The sequence below is a fragment of the Pseudokineococcus sp. 5B2Z-1 genome, from assembly GCF_037482305.1.
GTDB lineage: Bacteria > Actinomycetota > Actinomycetes > Actinomycetales > Quadrisphaeraceae > Pseudokineococcus.
Genome location: NZ_JBBHZG010000001.1, coordinates 68,717 through 88,635 on the forward strand (window position 1 = coordinate 68,717; position 19,919 = coordinate 88,635).

General features: G+C 78.6%; 17 protein-coding genes. 4 read left to right on the top strand and 13 right to left on the bottom strand.

Annotated features, from left to right (window positions below):
* The first annotated feature begins 215 nt into the window (after positions 1-215).
* Entirely contained in the window at positions 216-1,055 is an 840-nt protein-coding gene (locus WDV85_RS00295) for an ATP-grasp fold amidoligase family protein (RefSeq protein ID WP_339568730.1), read from the top strand.
* Between the two features lie 111 nt (positions 1,056-1,166).
* Positions 1,167-2,135 carry an ATP-grasp fold amidoligase family protein gene (locus WDV85_RS00300; RefSeq protein WP_339568731.1) on the top strand — a complete coding sequence of 323 codons (969 nt, stop codon included), beginning with the start codon at positions 1,167-1,169 and terminating at the stop codon, positions 2,133-2,135.
* A gap of 43 nt (positions 2,136-2,178) precedes the next feature.
* Here the strand turns inward: WDV85_RS00300 and WDV85_RS00305 are convergent, their stop codons facing one another.
* The 3 genes from WDV85_RS00305 to WDV85_RS00315 form a co-directional block, all read right to left on the bottom strand.
* Positions 2,179-3,495, bottom strand: coding sequence for a uracil-xanthine permease family protein (locus WDV85_RS00305; RefSeq protein ID WP_339568732.1), 1,317 nt, complete (start codon positions 3,493-3,495; stop codon positions 2,179-2,181).
* A gap of 98 nt (positions 3,496-3,593) precedes the next feature.
* The gene (locus WDV85_RS00310; RefSeq protein WP_339568733.1) at positions 3,594-4,589 is read right to left on the bottom strand and encodes a stage II sporulation protein M; all 996 of its coding nucleotides are present in this window, start codon (positions 4,587-4,589) and stop codon (positions 3,594-3,596) included.
* 45 nt (positions 4,590-4,634) lie between these two features.
* A complete protein-coding gene (locus tag WDV85_RS00315; protein ID WP_339568734.1) occupies positions 4,635-5,786 on the bottom strand; it encodes an acyltransferase family protein in 1,152 nt (383 codons plus the stop codon).
* 180 nt (positions 5,787-5,966) lie between these two features.
* On the opposite strand from WDV85_RS00315, the gene WDV85_RS00320 reads away from it, so the two are divergent.
* Positions 5,967-6,836: an RDD family protein gene (locus tag WDV85_RS00320; protein WP_339568735.1), complete on the top strand. Its 870-nt coding sequence runs from the start codon at positions 5,967-5,969 to the stop codon at positions 6,834-6,836.
* Between the two features lie 236 nt (positions 6,837-7,072).
* Here WDV85_RS00320 and ahcY read toward each other — a convergent pair whose 3' ends face one another.
* From ahcY to WDV85_RS00355, 7 genes are all read right to left on the bottom strand, one after another.
* Complete coding sequence (gene ahcY / locus WDV85_RS00325) at positions 7,073-8,614, bottom strand: adenosylhomocysteinase (protein ID WP_445263136.1); 1,542 nt, start codon at positions 8,612-8,614, stop codon at positions 7,073-7,075.
* A 143-nt stretch (positions 8,615-8,757) separates the two neighbouring features.
* Positions 8,758-9,096: a hypothetical protein gene (locus WDV85_RS00330; protein WP_339568736.1), complete on the bottom strand. Its 339-nt coding sequence runs from the start codon at positions 9,094-9,096 to the stop codon at positions 8,758-8,760.
* A 132-nt stretch (positions 9,097-9,228) separates the two neighbouring features.
* Complete coding sequence (locus WDV85_RS00335) at positions 9,229-10,380, bottom strand: SIS domain-containing protein (protein WP_339568737.1); 1,152 nt, start codon at positions 10,378-10,380, stop codon at positions 9,229-9,231.
* The gene (locus WDV85_RS00340) at positions 10,373-10,699 is read right to left on the bottom strand and encodes a Trm112 family protein (protein ID WP_339568738.1); all 327 of its coding nucleotides are present in this window, start codon (positions 10,697-10,699) and stop codon (positions 10,373-10,375) included. Before WDV85_RS00340 ends, WDV85_RS00335 begins: the two co-directional genes overlap by 8 nt.
* The gene (locus WDV85_RS00345) at positions 10,696-12,243 is read right to left on the bottom strand and encodes a phosphomannomutase/phosphoglucomutase (protein WP_339568739.1); all 1,548 of its coding nucleotides are present in this window, start codon (positions 12,241-12,243) and stop codon (positions 10,696-10,698) included. The genes WDV85_RS00340 and WDV85_RS00345 overlap by 4 nt, the downstream gene beginning before the upstream one ends.
* 124 nt (positions 12,244-12,367) lie before the next feature.
* Positions 12,368-12,637: a hypothetical protein gene (locus WDV85_RS00350; RefSeq protein ID WP_171204121.1), complete on the bottom strand. Its 270-nt coding sequence runs from the start codon at positions 12,635-12,637 to the stop codon at positions 12,368-12,370.
* 220 nt (positions 12,638-12,857) lie between these two features.
* Complete coding sequence (locus tag WDV85_RS00355; protein ID WP_339568740.1) at positions 12,858-13,286, bottom strand: DUF3499 domain-containing protein; 429 nt, start codon at positions 13,284-13,286, stop codon at positions 12,858-12,860.
* Positions 13,287-13,467: 181 nt separating this feature from the next.
* Between WDV85_RS00355 and WDV85_RS00360 the strand changes: the two genes are divergently transcribed.
* The gene (locus WDV85_RS00360; RefSeq protein WP_339568741.1) at positions 13,468-14,001 is read left to right on the top strand and encodes a metallopeptidase family protein; all 534 of its coding nucleotides are present in this window, start codon (positions 13,468-13,470) and stop codon (positions 13,999-14,001) included.
* A gap of 61 nt (positions 14,002-14,062) precedes the next feature.
* Here WDV85_RS00360 and WDV85_RS00365 read toward each other — a convergent pair whose 3' ends face one another.
* The 3 genes from WDV85_RS00365 to WDV85_RS00375 all read right to left on the bottom strand — a co-directional run bounded on the left by WDV85_RS00365 (position 14,063) and on the right by WDV85_RS00375 (position 19,910).
* Positions 14,063-16,054: a DUF5719 family protein gene (locus tag WDV85_RS00365; protein ID WP_339568742.1), complete on the bottom strand. Its 1,992-nt coding sequence runs from the start codon at positions 16,052-16,054 to the stop codon at positions 14,063-14,065.
* Positions 16,051-19,548, bottom strand: a complete 3,498-nt coding sequence (locus tag WDV85_RS00370; protein WP_339568743.1) for a glycosyltransferase — start codon at positions 19,546-19,548, stop codon at positions 16,051-16,053. Before WDV85_RS00370 ends, WDV85_RS00365 begins: the two co-directional genes overlap by 4 nt.
* A 101-nt stretch (positions 19,549-19,649) precedes the next feature.
* On the bottom strand, positions 19,650-19,910 hold the full coding sequence (locus WDV85_RS00375) for a WhiB family transcriptional regulator (RefSeq protein ID WP_171204245.1): 261 nt from the start codon (positions 19,908-19,910) through the stop codon (positions 19,650-19,652).
* Positions 19,911-19,919: the final 9 nt, after the last annotated feature.

Genomic DNA, 19,919 nt, shown 5'->3' on the forward strand with positions numbered 1-19,919 from the left:
GGCGGCCGCGCGAGGGAGCCCGGTGCGCCGTGGGCGCTGGTGCGAGCGGGGGGCCGGTGGAGGTCGTGGCAGGGGCGATGAGGTCTCGAGCAGTTCGAACCCTGCAGGCGGTCGAACGGCGCGTCCAGCCCTTCGACCTCGAGCCCCCTCCCCCGTCCTTCGTCGCCCATCGGGCGGCCCTGCGGCGGATCCGCGTGCAGGGTCACGTCCGAGGCGTGCGCGACCCCGTCTTCGACGTCAACAGCAAGACGGACTCGGCCGCCTGGGCGGACCGCATGGGCGTCCGGCGCCCCGCGGTCCACGCCCGGGTGCCGCGGGCGCAGGACCTGCCGTGGGCCGAGCTGCCCGAGCGCTTCGTCGTCAAGCCGGTGCACGGTGCGGCCAGCCGTGGCGTGCACCTGCTCGAGCGCCGCGGGGCGGCCCTGGTGGACGTCCGCGACGGCGCGTCGCTGACGGAGGACGCTGTGGTCGAGCGGCTGTCGGGCCTGGCCGCCGACGGCCTCGTCTCCGCCGAGACCCTCGTCGAGGAGCTCGTCCTCGACCCGCTCTTCCCCGGCGCTGCTCCGGCGGACTGGAAGTTCACGACCTTCTTCGGCGACGTCGGCCTCATCGAGGGGAAGGTCGGGACGTCCGGCGGACCGCGCTGGCGCGCCTTCGACGACGCGTGGCGACCGGTCGGCCCCGGCTACGCCTTCAACCGGTCCTGGGACGAGTCGATCCGGCCGCCGCTGCACGCCGACGACCTGCTCACCCTGGCGCGGCGGATCTCCGCGGCGGTGCCGCGCCCCTTCGTCCGTGTCGACCTCTACGACAGCCTCGAGGGCCCCGTCTTCGGCGAGATCACGCCCGAGCCCGGAGGCCCGGGGGCGTACCGGCCCGACCTCGACCGCCGCCTCGGGGAGGCCTGGGAGGCGGCCGAAGGGCGACTCCTCGCCCGTGCGGCCCGCGCGGGCTGGCTGGACCCGGCCGACCACCCCCTCCCCGGCTCGGCGGTGGAGCCGGACGGGCGTGGCCCCACGACGGGCGGCGAGCGCGTGAGGCGTCCGGCAGACTGACGCCGTCACCCTCGGTGCGTCGCGGAGCAGCAGCGGCTCCCCGGAGCGGCCGCGGCCGTGACGGCGGGTGACACCGGCACCTCGTCGACGTCCCCCGGAGCGCCACCCCTCATGCGCAGTCACCTCCGCCGCCTGCCCGCCCTGGTCCGGCGGCGGCTCTCGCCCTCGGCGCCGGTCCCCCGGCCGTCCTTCCTGGCCCAGCGGGAGGCGCTGCGCCGGACGCGCGCTCTCGGCCACGAGCTGGGCGTGCGCGACCCGGTCTTCGAGGTCAACAGCAAGCTCGAGTCCCGCGCGTGGGCCGACCGTCTGGGAGTGCGCCAGGCCGAGCTCCTCGCGCACGTTAACGACGTCGACCAGGTGCCCTGGTCGAGGCTGCCCGGACGCTTCGTCGTCAAGCCCGTGCACGGCGCCGGGAGCCGCGGCGTCCACCTCCTCGAGCGTGCGGGCGACGGGCTGCGCGACGTCCGGCGCGACCGCCCGACCTCGGTGGAGGAGGTCGTCGCCGACCTGCGGCGGTCGGCCGCCGAGGGCGTCGTCTCCGCCGAGGTGCTCGTCGAGGAGCTGGTCGCCGACCCGCAGCGGCCCGGCGCGGGACCCGTGGACTGGAAGTGCTCGACCTTCTTCGGGGTGGTCGGCGTCGTGGAGGCCAAGGTCGCCGGACGCGACGGCGAGCCGCGATGGCGTCTCTTCGACGCCGACTGGCGCGACCTCGGGCGCGGGTGGCGCGACGAGCAGCCCCTGGCCGCGGGCCTGCGTCCGCCCGCGCACGCCGCCGCGGTCGTCGACCTCGCCCGACGCGTCTCGGCGTGCGTGCCGCGGCCCTTCGTCCGCATCGACCTCTACGACGGCGAGGACGGCCCGGTGTTCGGGGAGATCACGCCCGAGCCCGGAGGTCCCACGGGCTTCCGCGCCGACGTGGACGAGCACCTCGGCCGGCTGTGGGAGGAGGCGGAGGCGCGGCTCATGGTGCGCGGCGCCGCCGCGGGCCTGCTCTCGCCGGCCGACGCGCCGCTGCCCGAGTCGGCTCTGCTGCTCGAGCGCCGCCCGGTCGCCACGACGACTGGCGCCCTGGCGCGCTGAGGGCCCGCGCGCCCCTCCGACAGGGCGCGTCGCCGGACGCGCCTCACGGCGCCTCGGCCGCCTCCACCACGTCGGCGCGCTGCTCCTGCGGCCGCGTCCCGCGCAGCCGCTGGACGGCTCGCATCCCGTGGAAGACGCCGATCGCCGCGGCCGTGCCGAGGGCGATGCCGCCGAAGGTGAGGTCGCCGACGACGAGCGTGTAATCGGCGATGCCGATGACGAGCGCCGTCCCGGCCGTCATGAGGTTCACCGGGTCGCCGAAGTCGACGCGGTGCTGCACCCAGATCCGCGCCCCCAGCACGCCGATGAGGCCGTAGAGCACGGTGGCGGCGCCGCCGAGCACGCCCGGCGGCACGGTGGCGATGAGGGCTCCGACCTTCGGCGAAAGGCTCAGGGCCAGCGCGGCGAGGCCGGCGACGAGGTACGCGGCCGTCGAGTAGACGCGCGTCGCGGCCATGACCCCGATGTTCTCGGCGTACGTCGTCGTGCCCGAGCCGCCGCCGAGGCCGGCGAGCGCCGTCGCCGCGCCGTCGGCGACGAGCGCGCGGCCGGTGAGGCGCTCGACGTCGGTGCCCGTCATGGCGGCCACCGAGGTGACGTGGCCGACGTTCTCGGCGACGAGGACGAGGACGACCGGTAGGAACAGCCCGAGCACCGCGACGTCGAAGGCGGGGGCGGTGAAGGGCGGCAGCCCGGCCCAGCCGGCGTCCCCGACGGGGGCGAGGTCGACCTCCCCGCGGGCGAGCGCCACGACGTAGCCGGCGACGACGCCGACGAGCACCCCGAGGCGCGCCAGCAGGCCGCGGAAGAGCACGGTCGCCAGGAGGATCGCTCCCAGGGTCACGACGGCGGTCACCGGGCTCTGCTCGACGTTGGCGAGCGCGCTGGGGGCCAGGTTGAGGCCGATGAGCGCAACGATCGTCCCGGTGACCGGCGGCGGCATGACCGCCGAGATCCACCGCGGCCCGGCGACGTGGACGACGACCCCGACGAGCGCGAGCGCCACACCGGTGACGAGGACGCCGCCGAGGGCCACCGCGACGCCGCCCTGCGCCGTCGCGGCCGCGAGTGGGGCGATGAAGGCGAAGCTCGACCCGAGGTAGCTCGGCAGCCGCCCGCCCGTCACGACGAGGAAGAGCAGCGTGCCGACGGCGGAGAAGAAGAGCGTCGTCGCCGGCGGCAGGCCCGTGATGAGCGGCACGAGGAAGGTCGCGCCGAACATGGCGACGACGTGCTGGACGCCGATGACGCCGGTCCGCCACCACGCGAGCCGCTCCCCGGGGCCGACCACCTCGCCGGGGCCGACGGTGCGCCCGTCGCCGTGGAGGGTCCAGCCGAGGGTCGTCCGGGGTGCCGTCACGGACCGCCAGCGTAGGGGCGCGGCGGCGGGTCGCGATGCCGCCGGGGCGGTCCCGGGGCACCGGTCAGGGGCACCGGTCAGGGGTCACCGGTCAGGGGTCAGCCGCGGACGGGCGCCACGTCGCCGACGTCACCGGCGCGCAGGTCGCCCGTCTCCCCCAGCGCCGCCGCGCGGCGGCCGAGGACGCCGACGTAGGTGCAGAAGCCCGCGAAGACGAGGAAGCCGACGCCGACGCGCACGGGCGTGGGCCACGGCGCCGGCGTGACGAAGCCCTCGACCACCCCGCTGACCGCCAAGACGCCGACGAGGCCCAGGGCGATGGTGAACAGCGCCCGCCCCTCGGCGGCCAGGGCGTCCGCGCGCGTGCGGGCGCCCGGGGAGACCCAGGCCCAGAACAGCGCGAGCCCGGCCGCCGCCGCGACGAAGACGGCCGTGAGCTCGAGGAAGCCGTGCGGGAGGATGAAGGCGAAGAAGACGTCGCCGCGGTCGTAGGCGAAGAGCAGCCCGGCGGCCTGCCCCACGCCCACCGCGTTGGCGGCGACGATGTAGACGACGAAGACGCCCGTGATGCCGAAGGCGACGCACAGCGCGGCGATGCGCGCGTTGTTGGACCACACCTGGCCGGCGAAGGACGCCGCCGTGTTCTGGGAGTAGTAGTCGACGAAGTCGCGCTCGACGTACTGCCGCAGGTCCTGCTCGCCGCCCATGGACGCCAGCACGGCCGGGTCGGTCGCCGTCCAGACCGCCACCGCGGTGGCCATGACGAGGAAGGCCGCCGCGACGCCGACGACGACCCAGCGGATCCGGTAGACCGCCACGGGGAAGGACACGAGCAGGAAGCGGGCGACCTCGCGCCACGCCGGCTCGCGCACCCCGCCGATGCGGCTGCGGGCGCGCGCCACGAGCCGGGAGAGCCGTGAGACGAGCACCGGGTCCGGGCTCGAGGCCTGCAGGACCGACAGGTGCGTGGCGGTGCGCTGGTAGAGCCGCAGCAGCTCGTCGGCGTCCTCGCCGCGCAGCCGCCCCGGGCGCAGCAGCCGCTCGAGGCGCTGCCAGGTCGGCTCGTGCACCTGCACGAACGCGTCGACGTCCACCGGCGCTCTCCCTTCCTCACGAGGCCAGTCCCCTCGAGGAGCATGTCACCCCTGACGTGATGGTCCTCCGCCCTCCTCCGCTCTCTCGCCGGTCCAGCCCAGCCCCGTCGGAGCGGCGACGGGCGCCCGCGGCCGCCAGACGCGGTCGAAGAGGGCGAGCAACGCGCTCGGTGTCGCGAAGAGCCAGCGCTGGCGGCTCAGCCGCGACAGGTAGGAGACGAGGAGGGCCACGAGGACGAGCCCCGGGACGAGCACGAACGCGGTGACGTAGGGCCGCTCGACCACTGACCATCCCCAGCCGAGGTCCAGGGCCCTGAACGCCAGGAGCGCGAGCGGGTAGTGGACGAGGTACACCGGCAGCGTCCGTCGTCCGATGAAGGCCGCGGGTCGGCCCAGCGGCGACGCCGCCAGCAGACGTCCCGCACCGACGATGCTGGGGAGCCCGACGAGGGCGACGAGAGCGCTAGCCGCCGCGGACGGGAGGACGCCGGTCACGCCGAGCGACCGGAGCACGCCGAACGGCACGAAGAGGAGGACGAGCAGGACCGCGACGTGCAGGCTGATCCGGCGGCCGTGGACGAGCACCAGACGACTGGCCAAGACACCCACGAGGAAGAAGGGGGCCTTGGCGACGTAGAGCCCCGTGAGCGGCCCCAGGGGCAGCGTCGGGAGGCACCCCGAGACGAGGACGAGGACGAGCACGACCAGGACCCACCGCACCCGGGCCAGGAGTCGCGCGATGACGCACATGAGCAGGACGCCGGAGATGAACCACAAGTTGTGGTCGGGGAAGAGGAACCACCGGCCGACGTAGGCGCCGAGGTCTGCGAGGCTGGGCGGGTCCGCCCGCATCAGGGCGACGTCGACCAACCGCTCCACGACGAGCCAGAGCACGAGGAGCCAGCTGAAGAGGAGCACCCGGTTGCGGACGACGAGCCTCCACGACCGCTCCAGGTAGGGCGCGAAGAGGACACCCGCGAGGAAGAAGAGAGCCGGGATCCGCATCGTCTGGATGACGTGCAGCGGCGGCTCGAGCATCTCCGCACGAGTGCCCCGCATGGACACGAAGTCGACGACGTGCGCGGCGACGACGAGGAGGACGGCCAGCCCTCGCGCCGCGTCCAGCCACGTCTGCCGCGCGGCGACGCCGCCCGGCGCCCCACCCGAGGAGGACCCTCCCGCTGCGAGAGCGCTCACGCGCCTCCCCCCACGACGCCTCCCCGTCCATGCCAGGCCTCTCCGACAGCCCTCTCCCGTCGCGGCGACGACCTTGCCACGTCGGACGACGGGAGCCGGTCAGCGGGGCCCGCGACGCGCCGCCGCCGGGCCTCGAGCCGAGTGCGACCCGGACGGGCGGGCGTCTGCCACCATCGCGCCGTGGGCGCACCGCGCGAGGACCCAGCCGACGGGCACGGTCACCGGGAGGACGAGGCCCTGGCCCACGCCCTCGGGACGGGCGTCGTCACCGGCGACGCGGTGGTCCTGGAACTGCCGCGCGCGTCGGCGGTCCTGCGGATCGCCTCGGGCCTGCTCGACGCGCTCGTCGTGCTCGTCGTCGGCTTCGTGGTCCTCGTCGTCGCGCTCCCCCGCCTGGGCGGGGCCAACACCTCGTCGGTGGCGACGGTCGTCTCGGTGCTGCTCGTGCTGCTCGTCGTCGGCATCCCCACGGCCGTCGAGACGCTGACGCGCGGGCGCTCGTTCGGGCGCCTCGTCATGGGCACCCGGGTCGTGCGCGACGACGGCGGCCCGGTGCGCTTCCGCCACGCGGTCGTCCGGGCGCTCACCGGCGTCGGCGAGCTGTGGCTGCTGACGGGCGCGCCCGCGCTCATCACGGCGCTGGCGAACCGGCGCGGCAAGCGCATCGGCGACCTGCTGGCGGGGACCGTCGTCGTCCGCGAGCGCGCCGCCCGCCAGGAGGTCCGCGAGGTCCTCATGCCGCCCGAGCTGGCGCGCTGGGCGTCCACCGCCGACGTCGGCGCGCTGCCCGCCGGGCTGGCCCTCGCCTGCCGGCAGCTGCTCGCGCGCTCGCACCGCCTCAACCCGACCTCGCGGGAGCAGCTCGGCGCGCAGCTGCGGGCCGACGTCGTCGCGCGGGTGTTCCCGCCCCCGCCGCCGTCGGCGTCCCCCGAGCGCGTGCTCGCCGCCGTGCTGGCCGAGCGCCGCCGCCGCGACCTCGAGCGGCTGCGCGCCCAGGAGGAGCGCCGTCGCCAGGACGCGGACGAGCTGCAGCGCCTGCCCTTCTCCTGACCCTCCTGCCGAGCGAGCGCGCTCACTTCGGCACTTCGTCGTCACATCGCCGCGCCAGTGCCCCTCTCTGCGGCGAAGTGACGACGAAGTGCGCCTCAGAAGGCCCCGACGAGGCGATGTGACGACGAAGTGCGGGGTCGTGGGCGCCACAGGAGCGGGACGCCGCGGGTCCCGGACGACGACGGGCGGCCGCCCCCGCGGGGACGACCGCCCGTCGGGCGCTCAGCTGCCGGAGCTCAGTAGCGGTAGGCCTCGGGCTTGAACGGCCCCTCGACGGGCACGCCGAGGTAGGAGGCCTGCGACGGCGAGAGCTCGGTGAGCCGCACGCCGAGCGCGTCGAGGTGCAGGCGGGCGACCTTCTCGTCGAGGTGCTTGGGCAGCACGTGGACGGCCGTCGCGTACTCGTCGGTGCGCGCGAAGAGCTCCACCTGGGCGATGACCTGGTTGGAGAACGAGCAGCTCATGACGAACGACGGGTGGCCCGTCGCGTTGCCGAGGTTCATGAGCCGGCCCTCGGACAGCACGATGACGCTGTGCTCGGGGCGCTTCCCCGAGCCGGGGAAGACCCACTCGTGGACCTGCGGCTTGATCTCCGTGCGCCGCACGCCCTCGACCCGGGCGAGGCCGGCCATGTCGATCTCGTTGTCGAAGTGGCCGATGTTGGCGACGATCGCCTTGTCCTTCATCGCGGCCATGTGGTCGGCGGTGACGACGTCCTTGCAGCCGGTCGTCGTCACCACGATGTCGGCCGTGGGCAGCACGTCCTCGAGGGTCGTCACCTGGTAGCCCTCCATCGCGGCCTGCAGCGCGCAGATGGGGTCGACCTCGGTGACGACGACGCGGGCGCCCTGGCCGCGCAGCGACTCGGCGCAGCCCTTGCCGACGTCGCCGTAGCCGCAGACGACCGCGACCTTGCCGCCGATGAGGACGTCGGTGGCGCGGTTGAGGCCGTCGACGAGGCTGTGGCGGCAGCCGTAGGTGTTGTCGAACTTCGACTTGGTGACCGAGTCGTTGACGTTGATCGCCGGGAAGAGCAGGCGGCCGTCGCGGGCCATCTCGACGAGGCGGTGCACGCCCGTCGTCGTCTCCTCGGTGACGCCCTTGAGGCCCTGCGCGAGCCTCGTGAAGCGCTGCCCGTCCGCGGCGAGGCTGCGGCGCAGCGTCTCGAGGACGACGGCGTGCTCGGCGTTCTCGGCCGCCTCGGGGCCGGCGACCTCGCCCGCGGCCTCGGCGGAGACGCCGTTGTGGACGAGCAGGGTGGCGTCGCCGCCGTCGTCGAGGAGCATGTTGGGGCCGTCGTGGCCCTCGCGGCTCCAGTCGAGCGCGGTGTCGGTGCACCACCAGTACTCGGCGAGGGTCTCGCCCTTCCACGCGAAGACCGGCACGCCGGCGGGCGCCTCGGGCGTCCCGGTGCCGACGACGACGGCGGCCGCCGCCTCGTCCTGCGTGGAGAAGATGTTGCAGCTGGCCCAGCGGACCTCGGCGCCGAGCGCCGTGAGGGTCTCGATGAGCACGGCCGTCTGCACCGTCATGTGCAGCGAGCCGGTGATGCGGGCGCCGCGCAGCGGCTGGGCGGGGCCCATCTCGGCGCGCAGGGCCATGAGGCCGGGCATCTCGTGCTCGGCGAGGCGGATCTGGTGGCGGCCCGCCTCGGCCAGGCCGAGGTCGGCGACGAGGTGCTGGACGCCGCCGACGACGGCCGCGGCGGGCAGGTCCTCGGGGGCCGTCGAGCCGGTGGGGGCGGTGGTGTCGGGTGCGGCGGGCGCGGTGAGCGTCACGGGGAGTCCTCCGGGAGGGGCGGTCAGGTCACCGGCGCAGCCCCTCTGGGCCTGCGGTCTCCACCGACGCCGGGCGCGCGACAGCCTACTCCGGGGGACGGGGCACGGACCCGGCAGCGGGCCCGGCGGCTCTCCGGGGACGGTCAGACGACGCGGGCGAGGAGGGTGAGCGCCCCGCCCCAGCAGACCGCCCCGAGCACGAGGGCCGCGCCCCAGCCGGCCAGCGCCTGCAGGGGCGTGCCACGGTCCGGGACGTCGGCGACCGGCGCCGCGCCGTCCTGGTCGGCGACGCCGCGGCGCTCGTCCACCCACGCCGCCGGGGCGGGCGCACCGGCGGTCGCGGGCCGCTCGAAGACGGGCTCGACGGCGACGTGCTGGCGCGGGACGCGGGGCGCGGCGACCACGGCCCCCGCCGGCGCACCGGCAGCGGCCGTCGTCGGGGTCGTCACCGTCACCGGGGAGGTCGTCTCGCTCGCAGCCATGGTCCCGGCCTCGGCAGGGGTGCCCGGCTCCTGGAGGGGTTCGGGCCCCGCAAGGCCCGTGCTCACCCGACCGGCGGAGGACCGGTGACCCGAGCGGGTGACGACGGCCCGCTCACGTCCTCGTGTGGGGGCTCAGCCCAGGGCGTCCCGCAGCTCGGCGACGTGCGGGGACGTCGCCGGGTCCAGCCCCGTGGCGAGGGCGAGGTAGGCCGCGGCGAAGTCGGTGCGCGCGACGAGCTGGGCGAAGCGGGCGAGCGGGCCCCCGGCGTCGGCGACGACCTCGCTCGTGCGCACCCCCGAGCGCTCGGCGAGGCGGAGCACGGCCGCGGACGCCCCGGCCGTCCCCTCCCGCAGCAGCACCAGGCGCAGGCGGCTGCGCGAGGGCCCGTCGAGGAAGGGGTCGTCGAAGAGGTCGTCCTCCGCGGCCGCGGCGAAGGGGCCGCCGAAGGTGGCCACCACGTCCCCCGCGTCGTCGGGCAGGCGTCCGTGGACCGCGGGCACCCGCGCGGTGCGGGCGAGCACCGAGGCGGCCCGCCGCGCCGCGACGCCCGCGAGGTCGCCGTCGCCGAGGAGGACGGGCACGTCGGCGGCCAGGTCGAGCGCCAGGGCCTTGGCGGGGTTGACGAAGGTCTCCGAGCCCGGCCGGCAGGCCTCCGCCTCGGCGTCGAGGGCGGTGGCCACCTCCGCGAGGGCCTCCGCCGCGGACGCGTCCCCGAGCGGCGCGAGGACGCCGAGGGAGGACGTGACGCACAGGGCCGGCGTCAGCAGGGACCACAGCGCCGTGCGGGAGGTGGGCGCCGACGTGGCCTCCCGGCCCGGCTCGGGCAGCGGCACGTGGACGCCGCGGCCCATCGCGCAGGCGGCCTCGAGCGGGGAGCCGGCGGCGCCGACCGTCAGCAGGCGCGCGCCGCGGCGGCCCGCCTCCGCGGCGAGGGCCACGGTCGCCTCCGCGCGCCCGGACAGGGAGACCGCGACGACGAGGTCGAGCGCACCCACCCAGGCCGGCAGCGCGGCTCCCGTGCGGGCGACGACGGGCACGGCGGCCCGCTGGCCGGCCAGCGCCTCGAGGGCACCGGCCACGACCGTCGCGCCCCCGCGCGCCGCCACGACGACCGCGCGCGGGCGGTCCTCCCGGCCCCAGCGGGCGGCGGGCGACTCCTCGACGAGCTCGAGCGCGCGGCGCACCTGGGCGCCGGCGCCGGCGAGGGCCCGGAGCACCGAGGAGGGGTCGGCCGCCGCGAGCCGGTCGGCGTCGTCGAGCAGCGCCTCGTCGAGGTCAGCCACCGGCGGACTCGCCCCGCACCCCGGACGGCGCACCCCCGGACGACGAGCCCTCGGACGACGAGTCCTCTGACGACGGCGCGGCCGGCGGCTGGGGGACGCCCTCGTCGACGAGCAGCACGGGCACGCCGTCGACGACGGGGTACAGCAGCGGCGGCTCGGCGCTCGTGCTGAGCAGGCCCACGAGCCGGCCGTCGGCGTCGCGGCGGTCCTCCAGCGGCCCCCCGGTCGCCGGGCAGCGCAGCACCTCGCGCAGCCAGGCGGGCGGCTCGGGCGGCGCTCCGGGGCGGCCCGCTCCCCCGCGCGCCCCCGGGCCGCTCACGCGTCCGCCCGCACGAGCGCGAGGACCTCGTCGCGCACGGCCGCCGTGGTCGCGGCGTCCACGCCCTCGACGTTGAGCCGCAGCAGGGGCTCGGTGTTGCTGGCCCGCAGGTTGAACCACCACGCCCGGCCGCCGGGGCCCCGCGCCGGGTCCTCCTGCTCCTCGTCGCCGGAGCCGACCGGCGCCGTCACCGTCATCCCGTCGAGGTCGTCGACGCCCGCGCCCCGGGCGACGTAGGCCTGCCGGACGCGCTCGACCGCCGCTGGCACGTCGTCGACCACGCTGTTGACCTCCCCGCTCGCGGCGTAGGGGGCGTAGTCGGCGACGAGCGCCGACAGGGGCCGCTCGTCCTCCCCGCAGGCGGCGAGGACGTGCATCGCCGCGAGCAGCCCGGTGTCGGCGCCCCAGAAGGCGCGGAAGTAGTAGTGCGCCGAGTGCTCGCCGCCGAAGACGGCGCCGGTGCGCGCCATCTCCTCCTTGATGTAGGAGTGCCCGACGCGCGTCCGCACGGGCGTGGCCCCCGCGCCCGCGACGAGCTCGGGCACGACGCGCGAGGTGATGAGGTTGTGGATGACGACGACCTCGGCGCCCGGGTCCTCCGCCCGCTCCCGGGCGATCTCGCGCAGCGCGACGAGGGCCGTGACGGCGCTGGGGCTCACCGCGTCGCCGCGCTCGTCGACGACGAAGCAGCGGTCGGCGTCGCCGTCGAAGGCGAGCCCGAGGTCGGCCCCCTGCTCGACGACCGCACGCTGCAGGTCGACGAGGTTGGCGGGCTCCAGCGGGTTCGCCTCGTGGTTCGGGAAGGTGCCGTCGAGCTCGAAGTAGAGCGGCCGCACGTCAACCGGCGAGGCCGGGAGGCCGGCGGCCTCCCCCAGCACCGCCGGCACCGTCAGCCCGGCCATCCCGTTGCCGGCGTCGACGACGACGGTCAGCGGCCGCGACCCGGACAGGTCGACGAGCGAGCGCAGGTGCTCGCCGTAGCCGCGCAGGACGTCCTGCTCGGTGCGGCTCCCCCGCTCGTCGACGACCTCCGGGCCGCCGGCGTCCAGGGACGCCGCGGCGTGGTCGCGCACCGCGGCCAGGCCCGTGTCGAGGCTGACGGGGCGCGCGCCGGCGCGGCAGAGCTTGACGCCGTTGTACTGCGCCGGGTTGTGGCTCGCCGTGAACATCGCGCCGGGCGCGTCCAGGGCGCCGCTCGCGTAGTAGAGGCCGTCGGTCGAGCAGAGCCCGACGAGGACGACGTCGACGCCCCGGTCCTGCGCGCCCGCGGCGAAGGCGTCGACGAGGCCGGGCGAGCTCGGGCGCATGTCGTGGCCCACGACGAGCCGGCGGCCGCGGGGCGCGGCCCGGTCGGCGCCGCCCGCGGGGTGTGCGGCCTCGAGCACGAGCACGTCGGCCACCGCGGCGCCGAGCGCGCGCGCCGTCCGCTCGTCCCACTGCTCGGGGACCAGGCCCCGGACGTCGTAGGCCTTGACGATCGCGCGCAAGTCGACCGACGGACCGGTCGACGGCGGGTCGGTGGAGGGGGCGCCCGGGGTGCTCACGTCGGCGGAATCTACCCGCCGGGGCCCGCCGCCGGGCCTGCCGCCGGGACCGCCGCCGGGACCGCCGACGGCGGCGAGCGGGCGGTCGGCGGTGCCGGTCAGGAGCGGCCCCCGGAGGCGGCGGTCAGGGGCGGCGGGTGCGGTCGACGACGTCGTCGATGGACAGCACGGCGCCGTCGGCCTCCCAGCCGCGGTGCTCGCAGCGGGTGCAGGAGGTGAAGACGGCCGGCGTGCCGTCGGTGAGGGTCATCGCCAGGCGCGTGACCCGCCCCGCCCCGCAGCTGCTGCACGACGCCGTGACGGCGTCGGCCTGCGTGAGGGAGCCCAGGGGCGGCGGGGGCTCGGCGCGGCGGCGCTGGCGGGGGGCGGACGAGGCGGCGCGGCTGCTGGGCACGACTGCTCCTGGAGGACGATCGGGCCGCCGGCGGCGGCGTGACCCCCCTGCCATCGGCCGACCGGGTGAGGACCTTGAGCCCTCCGTGCAGATCGGTCCGGAACGGCTCAGGTCGGGCCGAGGGCGGTCGACGCCGCCCGCGTCGACGGCGCCCCTCGCCTCCAGGCCCCGTCGTCCGGGCTCGTCGTCCGGCCCCGTCGTCCGGGGCCGCTGCCCGGGCTCAGCCCCGGGGGCCTCCGGCGTCGCGGAGCACCCGCAGGTGGCCGCGGCGCGCGGTCTCCTGGGCGGGCGGCTCGACCGGCCCCCGCGCCGTCCCCGAGGAGCCCTGCGCGTCGGAGGAGCGCGGGCGAGCGGCGTCGCGGACGGCGTCGGCGAGCGCGAGGAGGTCGTCGTCGCTGCGGCGCTCGTGCGAGACGTCCGGCGCGAGGCGCACGACCTCCCAGCCGCGCGGCGCGGTCAGCCGCTCGGCGTGCGGGGCGCACAGGTCGTAGGTGTGCGGCTCGGGGCTGGCCGACAGCGAGCCGAGGACGGCCGTCGAGTCGGCGTAGACGTAGGTGAGCGTCGCGACGGCGGGGCGCGGGCACGCGCTGCGGCAGCACCGCCGGGCGCCGGGCGGGGGGCCGGGGCGCGCGCCGGCCGAGGAGCTCACGGCCGGACCCCGCGCGCGGGGCCGCCGCCGGCGTGCGGGGAGGACGTCACGGTCGGCGACGCTACCTCCCCGCGCCCGGCGCCAGGCGCCCCCACGCCGCCCGCCGCTCGGCGCCCCTCCCCCCATCCCCGCGGGCGCGGGACCGGACGGCCGGCGCCGTCGCTCGCCGTAGCCTGGGCGCGTGCCGGAGGACCAGGCGCCGCGCGCGGCGCACGAGCGAGCCGACGCCGCACCCGCGGCGGGCGCCCCCGGGGTGTCCGCCGTGCCGTCCCCCGCTGCTGCCACCGCGACCCCGGGGCGCCGCCCGGCACGTCGCCGTCGGGACCGGCGCGGGCGCGGGCTCCGCGGCCCCCTCCTGCCGGCGGCCCTGCCGGCGTCCCGCACCCGCAGCGAGCGCTTCGACGACCTCGTCCTCGACGCCGTGGAGGACGTCGAGCAGGTGCTCGACGCGCCGCTGCAGGAGATCGAGTTCGCCGTCGAGGACGTGCCGCCCGCCCCCACCGGCGCGGACGACGACGCCGTGCCGCTCGGCCGCTTCTCCGCCGCCGACCGGGGCCGTCCCGCGCGCGTCGTCGTCTACCGGCGCCCCGTGGAGACGCGCGCGAGCGAGGCCGGCGACCTCGAGGACCTCGTGCACCACGTCGTCGTCGAGCAGATCGCCCACGCCCTCGGCACCGAGCCCGAGCGCCTCGACCCGCACTACCGGGACGACTGAGGACGACGGCCGGGCCGGCGGCGCACCTCCCGGCCACCGCCCGCACCGCGGCCAGCTGCCGCTAGGGCCAGCGGCCGGGCGCCGCGACGAGCACCGGCGTGCTCCCCGCGGCGGCCGGCACCGCCGAGGGGACCGCCACGGCGACGGCGCCCGCCGGCTCGGCGGCGGACAGCACCAGCGCGGCGTGCACGCCGCCCGAGGGCTCCCCCTCCGTGCCCTCGGCGGCCGCGGTCGCCCCGGGGGCGTCCACGGCGGTGACGAGCAGCCCGGCCGCCCCGTCGAGCAGCCCCGCGGGCGCCCGGGCCGTCGAGCGCGGCGCGAGGTCGACCTCCACGGCGTCGGCGCGGGCGCCGTCCGGCGCCACCGCTGCCAGGGACAGGGTCGCCGGCTCCTCGGAGGCGTTGGTGAGGAGGACCGCGGAGGTGAGCCCCGCTGCGGTGGCGGGCAGCGCCAGCGCCGCCCCGTCCGACAGCGGGTCGGTGGCGGGCGCCACCGCGAGGTCGGCCGGCCCGGCCTCGTCGGCGCCCGACAGGCGCTCGAGGACGACGGACGCCACGACCGGCACGTCCGAGCGGACCGCGACGGCCGCCGACCCGGCGGGCAGCCCGCCCAGCGGCACGTCGACGACGGTGCCCGCGGGCACGGCCGCCCCGGCGGAGAGGTCCGCGGCCGCCGCGGCGCCCGCGTCGTCGGCCAGGACGTCCCACGCGACGTCGGCGGGCTCGGAGCCCGGGACGGCGAGCCGCAGCACCGCCGTGCTGCGGCCCTCGGTCGCCACGCCCGGCACCACCTGGGCGAGCGCGGGGGCCGCCGCGGGGGCGACGACCTCGACGCCGCGCGGCACGAGCCCCGCGAGCCGGGTGACGACGAGCGAGGGCGCCACCGAGCCGCCCGTGCTCGTCACGTGCACCGCCAGGGCCTCCGCCCCGCCGACGAGCCCCTCCACGAGCAGCTCGGTCCGCTGGCCGGCCGGGACGACGACGCCCTGGCCGGCGGCGGGCTGCTCGACACCGTCCTCGGTGAGCACCTCGACGCCCACCTCGGCGGCCGTCGACCCGGCGTTCACGAGGACCAGCCGCGTGCTCGTGCCCGCGTCGGTGGCCCCGCCCACGAGCCAGGCGTCCGACGTCGGCGCCGGGCAGGTCGCCGCCGCGACGCCCTGCAGGTCGCCGTCGGGCGTCACCGTCGTCGCGAGCGCCGCCAGGGAGGGCGCGGCCTCGCCCTCGACGCCGGTGGCCGAGACGGCAGCGGCCCCGCCCGGGCCGGCCCCGGCGACGGTCCCGTCCACCGAGGGCGTCTCGCCCCCCGGTGCCGGGTCCGCCCCCGTGGTCGTCGACGACGCGGCCGCGGTCACCGGCGCGAGCACCAGCGGCCCCTCCAGCCCCCCGGCCACGGCCGTCAGGCGCGCGTCCGGCGGGGTGACGACGGCGGCGAAGTCGCCGTCGGTGCCGGCCGGCGCGGCCGCCGGCACGGGCCCCCCGGGGCAGCCGAGCGAGGACGTCGCCACGCCGCTGCCGACGCTGACGACGCCGCCGTCCGGGGCCGCGCGCCGCACCTCGTCCCCGCGCAGGGCCGTGCCCGCCGCCGCGGCGCCGGCGGCGGCGAGCACCAGCGCGACGGCGACGACGGCCGCCGCGACCCGGCGGCCGCTCGGACGCGCGCGGGAGCGCGTCCCAGCAGGACGCCCCTCGTCGTCGCCCGCTGCGTCACCGGCGGCCCCGTCGGCACCGGCCCCGTCCCCGGCCGCGGCGTCAGCAGCGGGCGCGGCGGCGGCCCCGGCGGTCGTCGCGGGCTCGTCGCCGGCGGCCGGGGGCGGCGGGGTCCACCCGCCGCGCGCCGCGCCGTCGCGCTCCTCGGCCACCGCGTCTCCCTCCCGCCGGCCCACCGGCGCCCCGTGGTCCTGCTCCTGCTCGACCTGCTCCTGCTGGACCTGCTCCTGCTGGCCTCCCCGGTGCCCCTGCTCCGGCTCCGGCTCCCGAGGGGCGGCGTCCCCGGCCGCCGGCGACGCCTCGCCGCGCCCGGGGCGGCCCCGGAACGGCCAGCGCGGGCTCACGCGCGCCTCCGCCCGGGCAGCGGGACGGCCAGCAGCGCCGCGAGCAGCAGCCCGGCGCCCGCGACCCACGGCCACGGGCCGCTCGGGGACCACCACGGGCCCTCGTGCCGGACCGCGAGGGCCCCGCCCTCCGCGGGCAGGGCGAAGGCCTGCGCCCAGGGCGCGCCGGGGTCGGGGCTCTCGCTGGGCACGAGCCCGACGCCGTCCACCGCGGCCGTCCACCCGTCGTCGGCCTGCTCGGCGAGCACGACGACGCGCCCCGCGCCCCCCGCGGGGACGGGCGCCGAGCCGGTGAGCGCGGCGACGTCGACGACCTCCTCGACCCGGCCGTCGCCGTCGAGCACCCGCAGGACCCCGAGGTCGGAGGGCGCACCCGCCCCCTCGTCGTCGGTGGCGGCGCCGGAGGCGTCGTCGGAGGAGCCGCCGTCGGCGGGGGGCGCGAGGCGCCAGAGCACCGCCCCCTCGACCTCGGCGGCGCGCTGGAGGCCGGCGACGGCGTCGACCGCCGAGGCGGTGTCGGTGCCGGCCGCCGTGCTGCCGCCCGAGGGCGGGAGCAGGACGACGAAGCCCGCGCCGAGCGACGCGAGGCGCTGGCGGGCGTCGGCGTCCCCGCCCACGAGGGCGGCGGCCGCCTCGGCGACCGGGAGGGCCGCCGCGTCGGCGTCCTGGGCGCTGGGCGCCGCCGGGGCGGCGGCGACCAGGGAGGAGAGGTCGGACAGGTCGACGCCGCCGCGGGCGAGCGTGGCGGAGACCGGGCGCGGCGCGCCGCCGGCGGCGTCCCCGACCTCCACGTCGGCGACCTCCTCGGCGACCGCGGCCTCGGGCGAGGCGCCGCCGGCCTCGTCGTCCCCGGCCGCCGCGGGCCGCAGCACGAGCGTGCGCAGCGCCTGCGGCGTCTCGGCGCTGCTCGAGCTGACCTCGGGGAGCACCGGACCGCCGCCCCGGGCCACGAGGCCGGCGGCGGTGGCCGCGTCGGCGCCGGTCGAGCCCTGCGCCAGCGCCCAGGCCCCCGTCGTCGCGGCGCCGAGGACGGCGACGAGGGCGGCGGCGGCGAGCCGGGCGCCCCGGCCGACCCCGCGGTCCGGCGCCACGGTCCGCAGGCCCGTGGCACCGATCGGCCCGGCGAGCAGCGGCAGCGCCGCGACGAGCAGCCCGAGGAGGGCGAGGCTGGCGCCGGGGCCGGCCCACGCCGCCGCCACGACGGCCCGGCCGCCGGCGCGGACGACGCCCGTGCCGACGAGCGCGGCAGCGGCGGCGAGGAGGACGCCGGCGAGCACGAGGGCCCAGCCGCCCGTGGCGCGGGGCCGCAGCACGGCCGCGGCCAGCGCCACGAGGGCCACCGCGGCCGGCACGAGCAGGGGCAGGACGAGGAGCAGCCACCCCGGCCACCCCTCGGGCAGCCCGAGCCCGCGCACCGCCCACGCCGAGGCCTCGAGGGGCTGGCCGAGCGCCAGCTGCCACGTCGGGGCGGGCACGGCGGCCACGGGGGGCAGCGGCCCGCCGAGGAGCGCGCCGAGCGCCTGGTCGGCGGAGCCGTCGACGGCGCGCCGCACGAGCCCCACGGCCCAGGGGCCGACGACCGCGGTGACGGGCACGAGCGCGGCGAGCAGGGGCAGCCGGCGCCGCCGGCTGACGCCCACGACGAGGACGGCGAGGAGGGAGGGCACGAGCAGGACGGGAGCGCCCGCGCCGACGACGACGAGCGCCAGCGCCAGCGCGCCCGTCACGGCCCAGGCCCGGCGCGCCGAGCGCACCCGCCAGCCGGAGGTGAGGCTGCGCGCCAGCCACGGGAGGGCGGCGTGGGCGAGCACGGGGCCGAGCCGACCGGTGGCGACGCCCGCGAGCAGCGGAGCCCCGGCCGTCCAGGCGAGGGCGGCGGCCAGGCGCGCCAGGCGGCCGCGCACGACGACCCCCGCGCCCCACCAGGCGGACACCGCCGAGACCGGCAGGGCCAGGACGAGCAGGAGGACGACGAGGACCCCCGGCGAGCCCGCGACGACGAGGCTCGCGGCGCCGAGGACGCCGACCAGCGGGTCCGGCGGCGTGGCCGAGCCCGTGGCCAGCTGGGCCCAGGACGACGTCGCGGCGTCCCAGAGGTCGCGCCAGCCCGACGGCGCCGCCGGCAGGGCGGGGGCCTGCACCGACCCGCTGCCGAGGAGCCGGTGCAGGGCCAGGAGCGAGACGACGAGGAGGGCGGCGGCGAGCAGCAGCGCCGGCAGCGGGTCGCGCCGCGGGGGCAGGCCGCCCGGCCCCTGCGGCCCCCGCAGGCGGGCGGCCTCGGCGGCGTCCTCGGCGTCGGCGTCCTCCGCGGCGCGGCGCAGCGACCACCGGTCGCGGTGGTGGCGCAGCACCTCCGTGCGCGAGGCCATGAGGGGGACGAGGGAGGAGCGGCCCCGCACCTGCGCCCGCGAGGCACGGCGGCGCGCGGCGAGGACCCGGTCGGGCCTCAGCACGACGCCGGCGACGCGACCGAGCTCGGCGGGCGCGTGCGCCGGGTCCTTGACGAGCACCCGCCACAGCGCGCGGAGCACCCCGGCGACGAGGACCCCGACGAGGGCGAAGGGCAGCCCGAGCGGCGAGGCGGAGACCAGGCGCGTGTACGCGGCGGCCCCCGGCGCGCCGCCCACCCGCTCGGCGCGCCGCCCGGGGCGCTCGACGACGGCGGCGGGGACGACGACGACGCTGTGCCCGGCCATCCGCACCCGGCGGCACAGGTCGAGGTCGGCGCCGTCGACCGGCAGGGCGGGGTCGAAGCCGCCGACCTCGTCGAGGACGTCTCGCCGCACGAGCATCCCGGGGACCCCGACGGCGAGGACGTCCTCGCGGTCGTCGGCCTGGCCCTGGTCGAGCTCGTCCGCGCCGACGCGGGTCAGGGGGGTGCCGCGGCGGCTCGTGGTGAAGCCGACCTGCAGGAGGCGGCCCGGCCGGTCGAGGTCGCGGACCTTGGGGCCGGCGACCGCGACGCCCGGCCGCAGCTCGACGGCCTCGAGGAGGCGCTGCAGCGCGTCCGGGGCCGGGACGACGTCGTCGGTGAGGAACCACAGCCACGGGACCGGCGCGTCGGCGGGGGCGGCCTCGGGGCCGGTGGTCGTGGCCCCCACGGCGGTGCCGGTGGGGCGACGGCGCCCGTCGGCCCCGCGCGGACGGCGGCGTCCGGAGGCGGGGGTGCCCGGGAGGGCGCGCACGAGCTCGGCGGGGGTGGACCGGCGGCGCAGGTAGGGCTCGAGGCCGTGGTCGCGCAGCACCTGCAGCGAGGCGGCGCCGCACCCGGCCGCCACGGCGACGACGGTGGCCGGCGCCACCGACTGCGCGCGCAGCCGCTCCAGCACGCGCCGCAGCCGCTCCGGGGCCTCGGGCGAGGGGTCTGTGCACAGCAGCAGCGCGGTGACCTGCACCGCACCGGGGGCGACGACGTCGAGGGCGCCCGTCGCGTCGCCGGCGACGCCTCCGGCGGCCGCCCCGGCGGGGGGCGCGGGCTCGGGCTGGTCGTCCACGGCGCTCAACCGTACGGGAGCCGCGGGAGTGCCCCTGCCATCTCGGCGCTCCCCTCGCGGCGGTCCCGCCGCCGCGGGTCGTCGCGGGGGCGGGCCGCCGCTCAGACGGCGCGGCGCTTGAGCTTGCGGCGCTCGCGCTCGGAGAGGCCGCCCCAGATGCCGAAGCGCTCGTCGTGGAGGAGGGCGTACTCGAGGCACTCGGCGCGCACGTCGCAGGAGACGCACACGCGCTTGGCCTCGCGCGTCGAGCCGCCCTTCTCGGGGAAGAAGGCCTCGGGGTCGGTCTGGGCGCACAGGGCGCGCTCCTGCCAGCCGAGGACCCCCTCGTCGCCGTCGTCCTCGAGGCCCGCGAGGAGCTCCAGCCCGCGCCG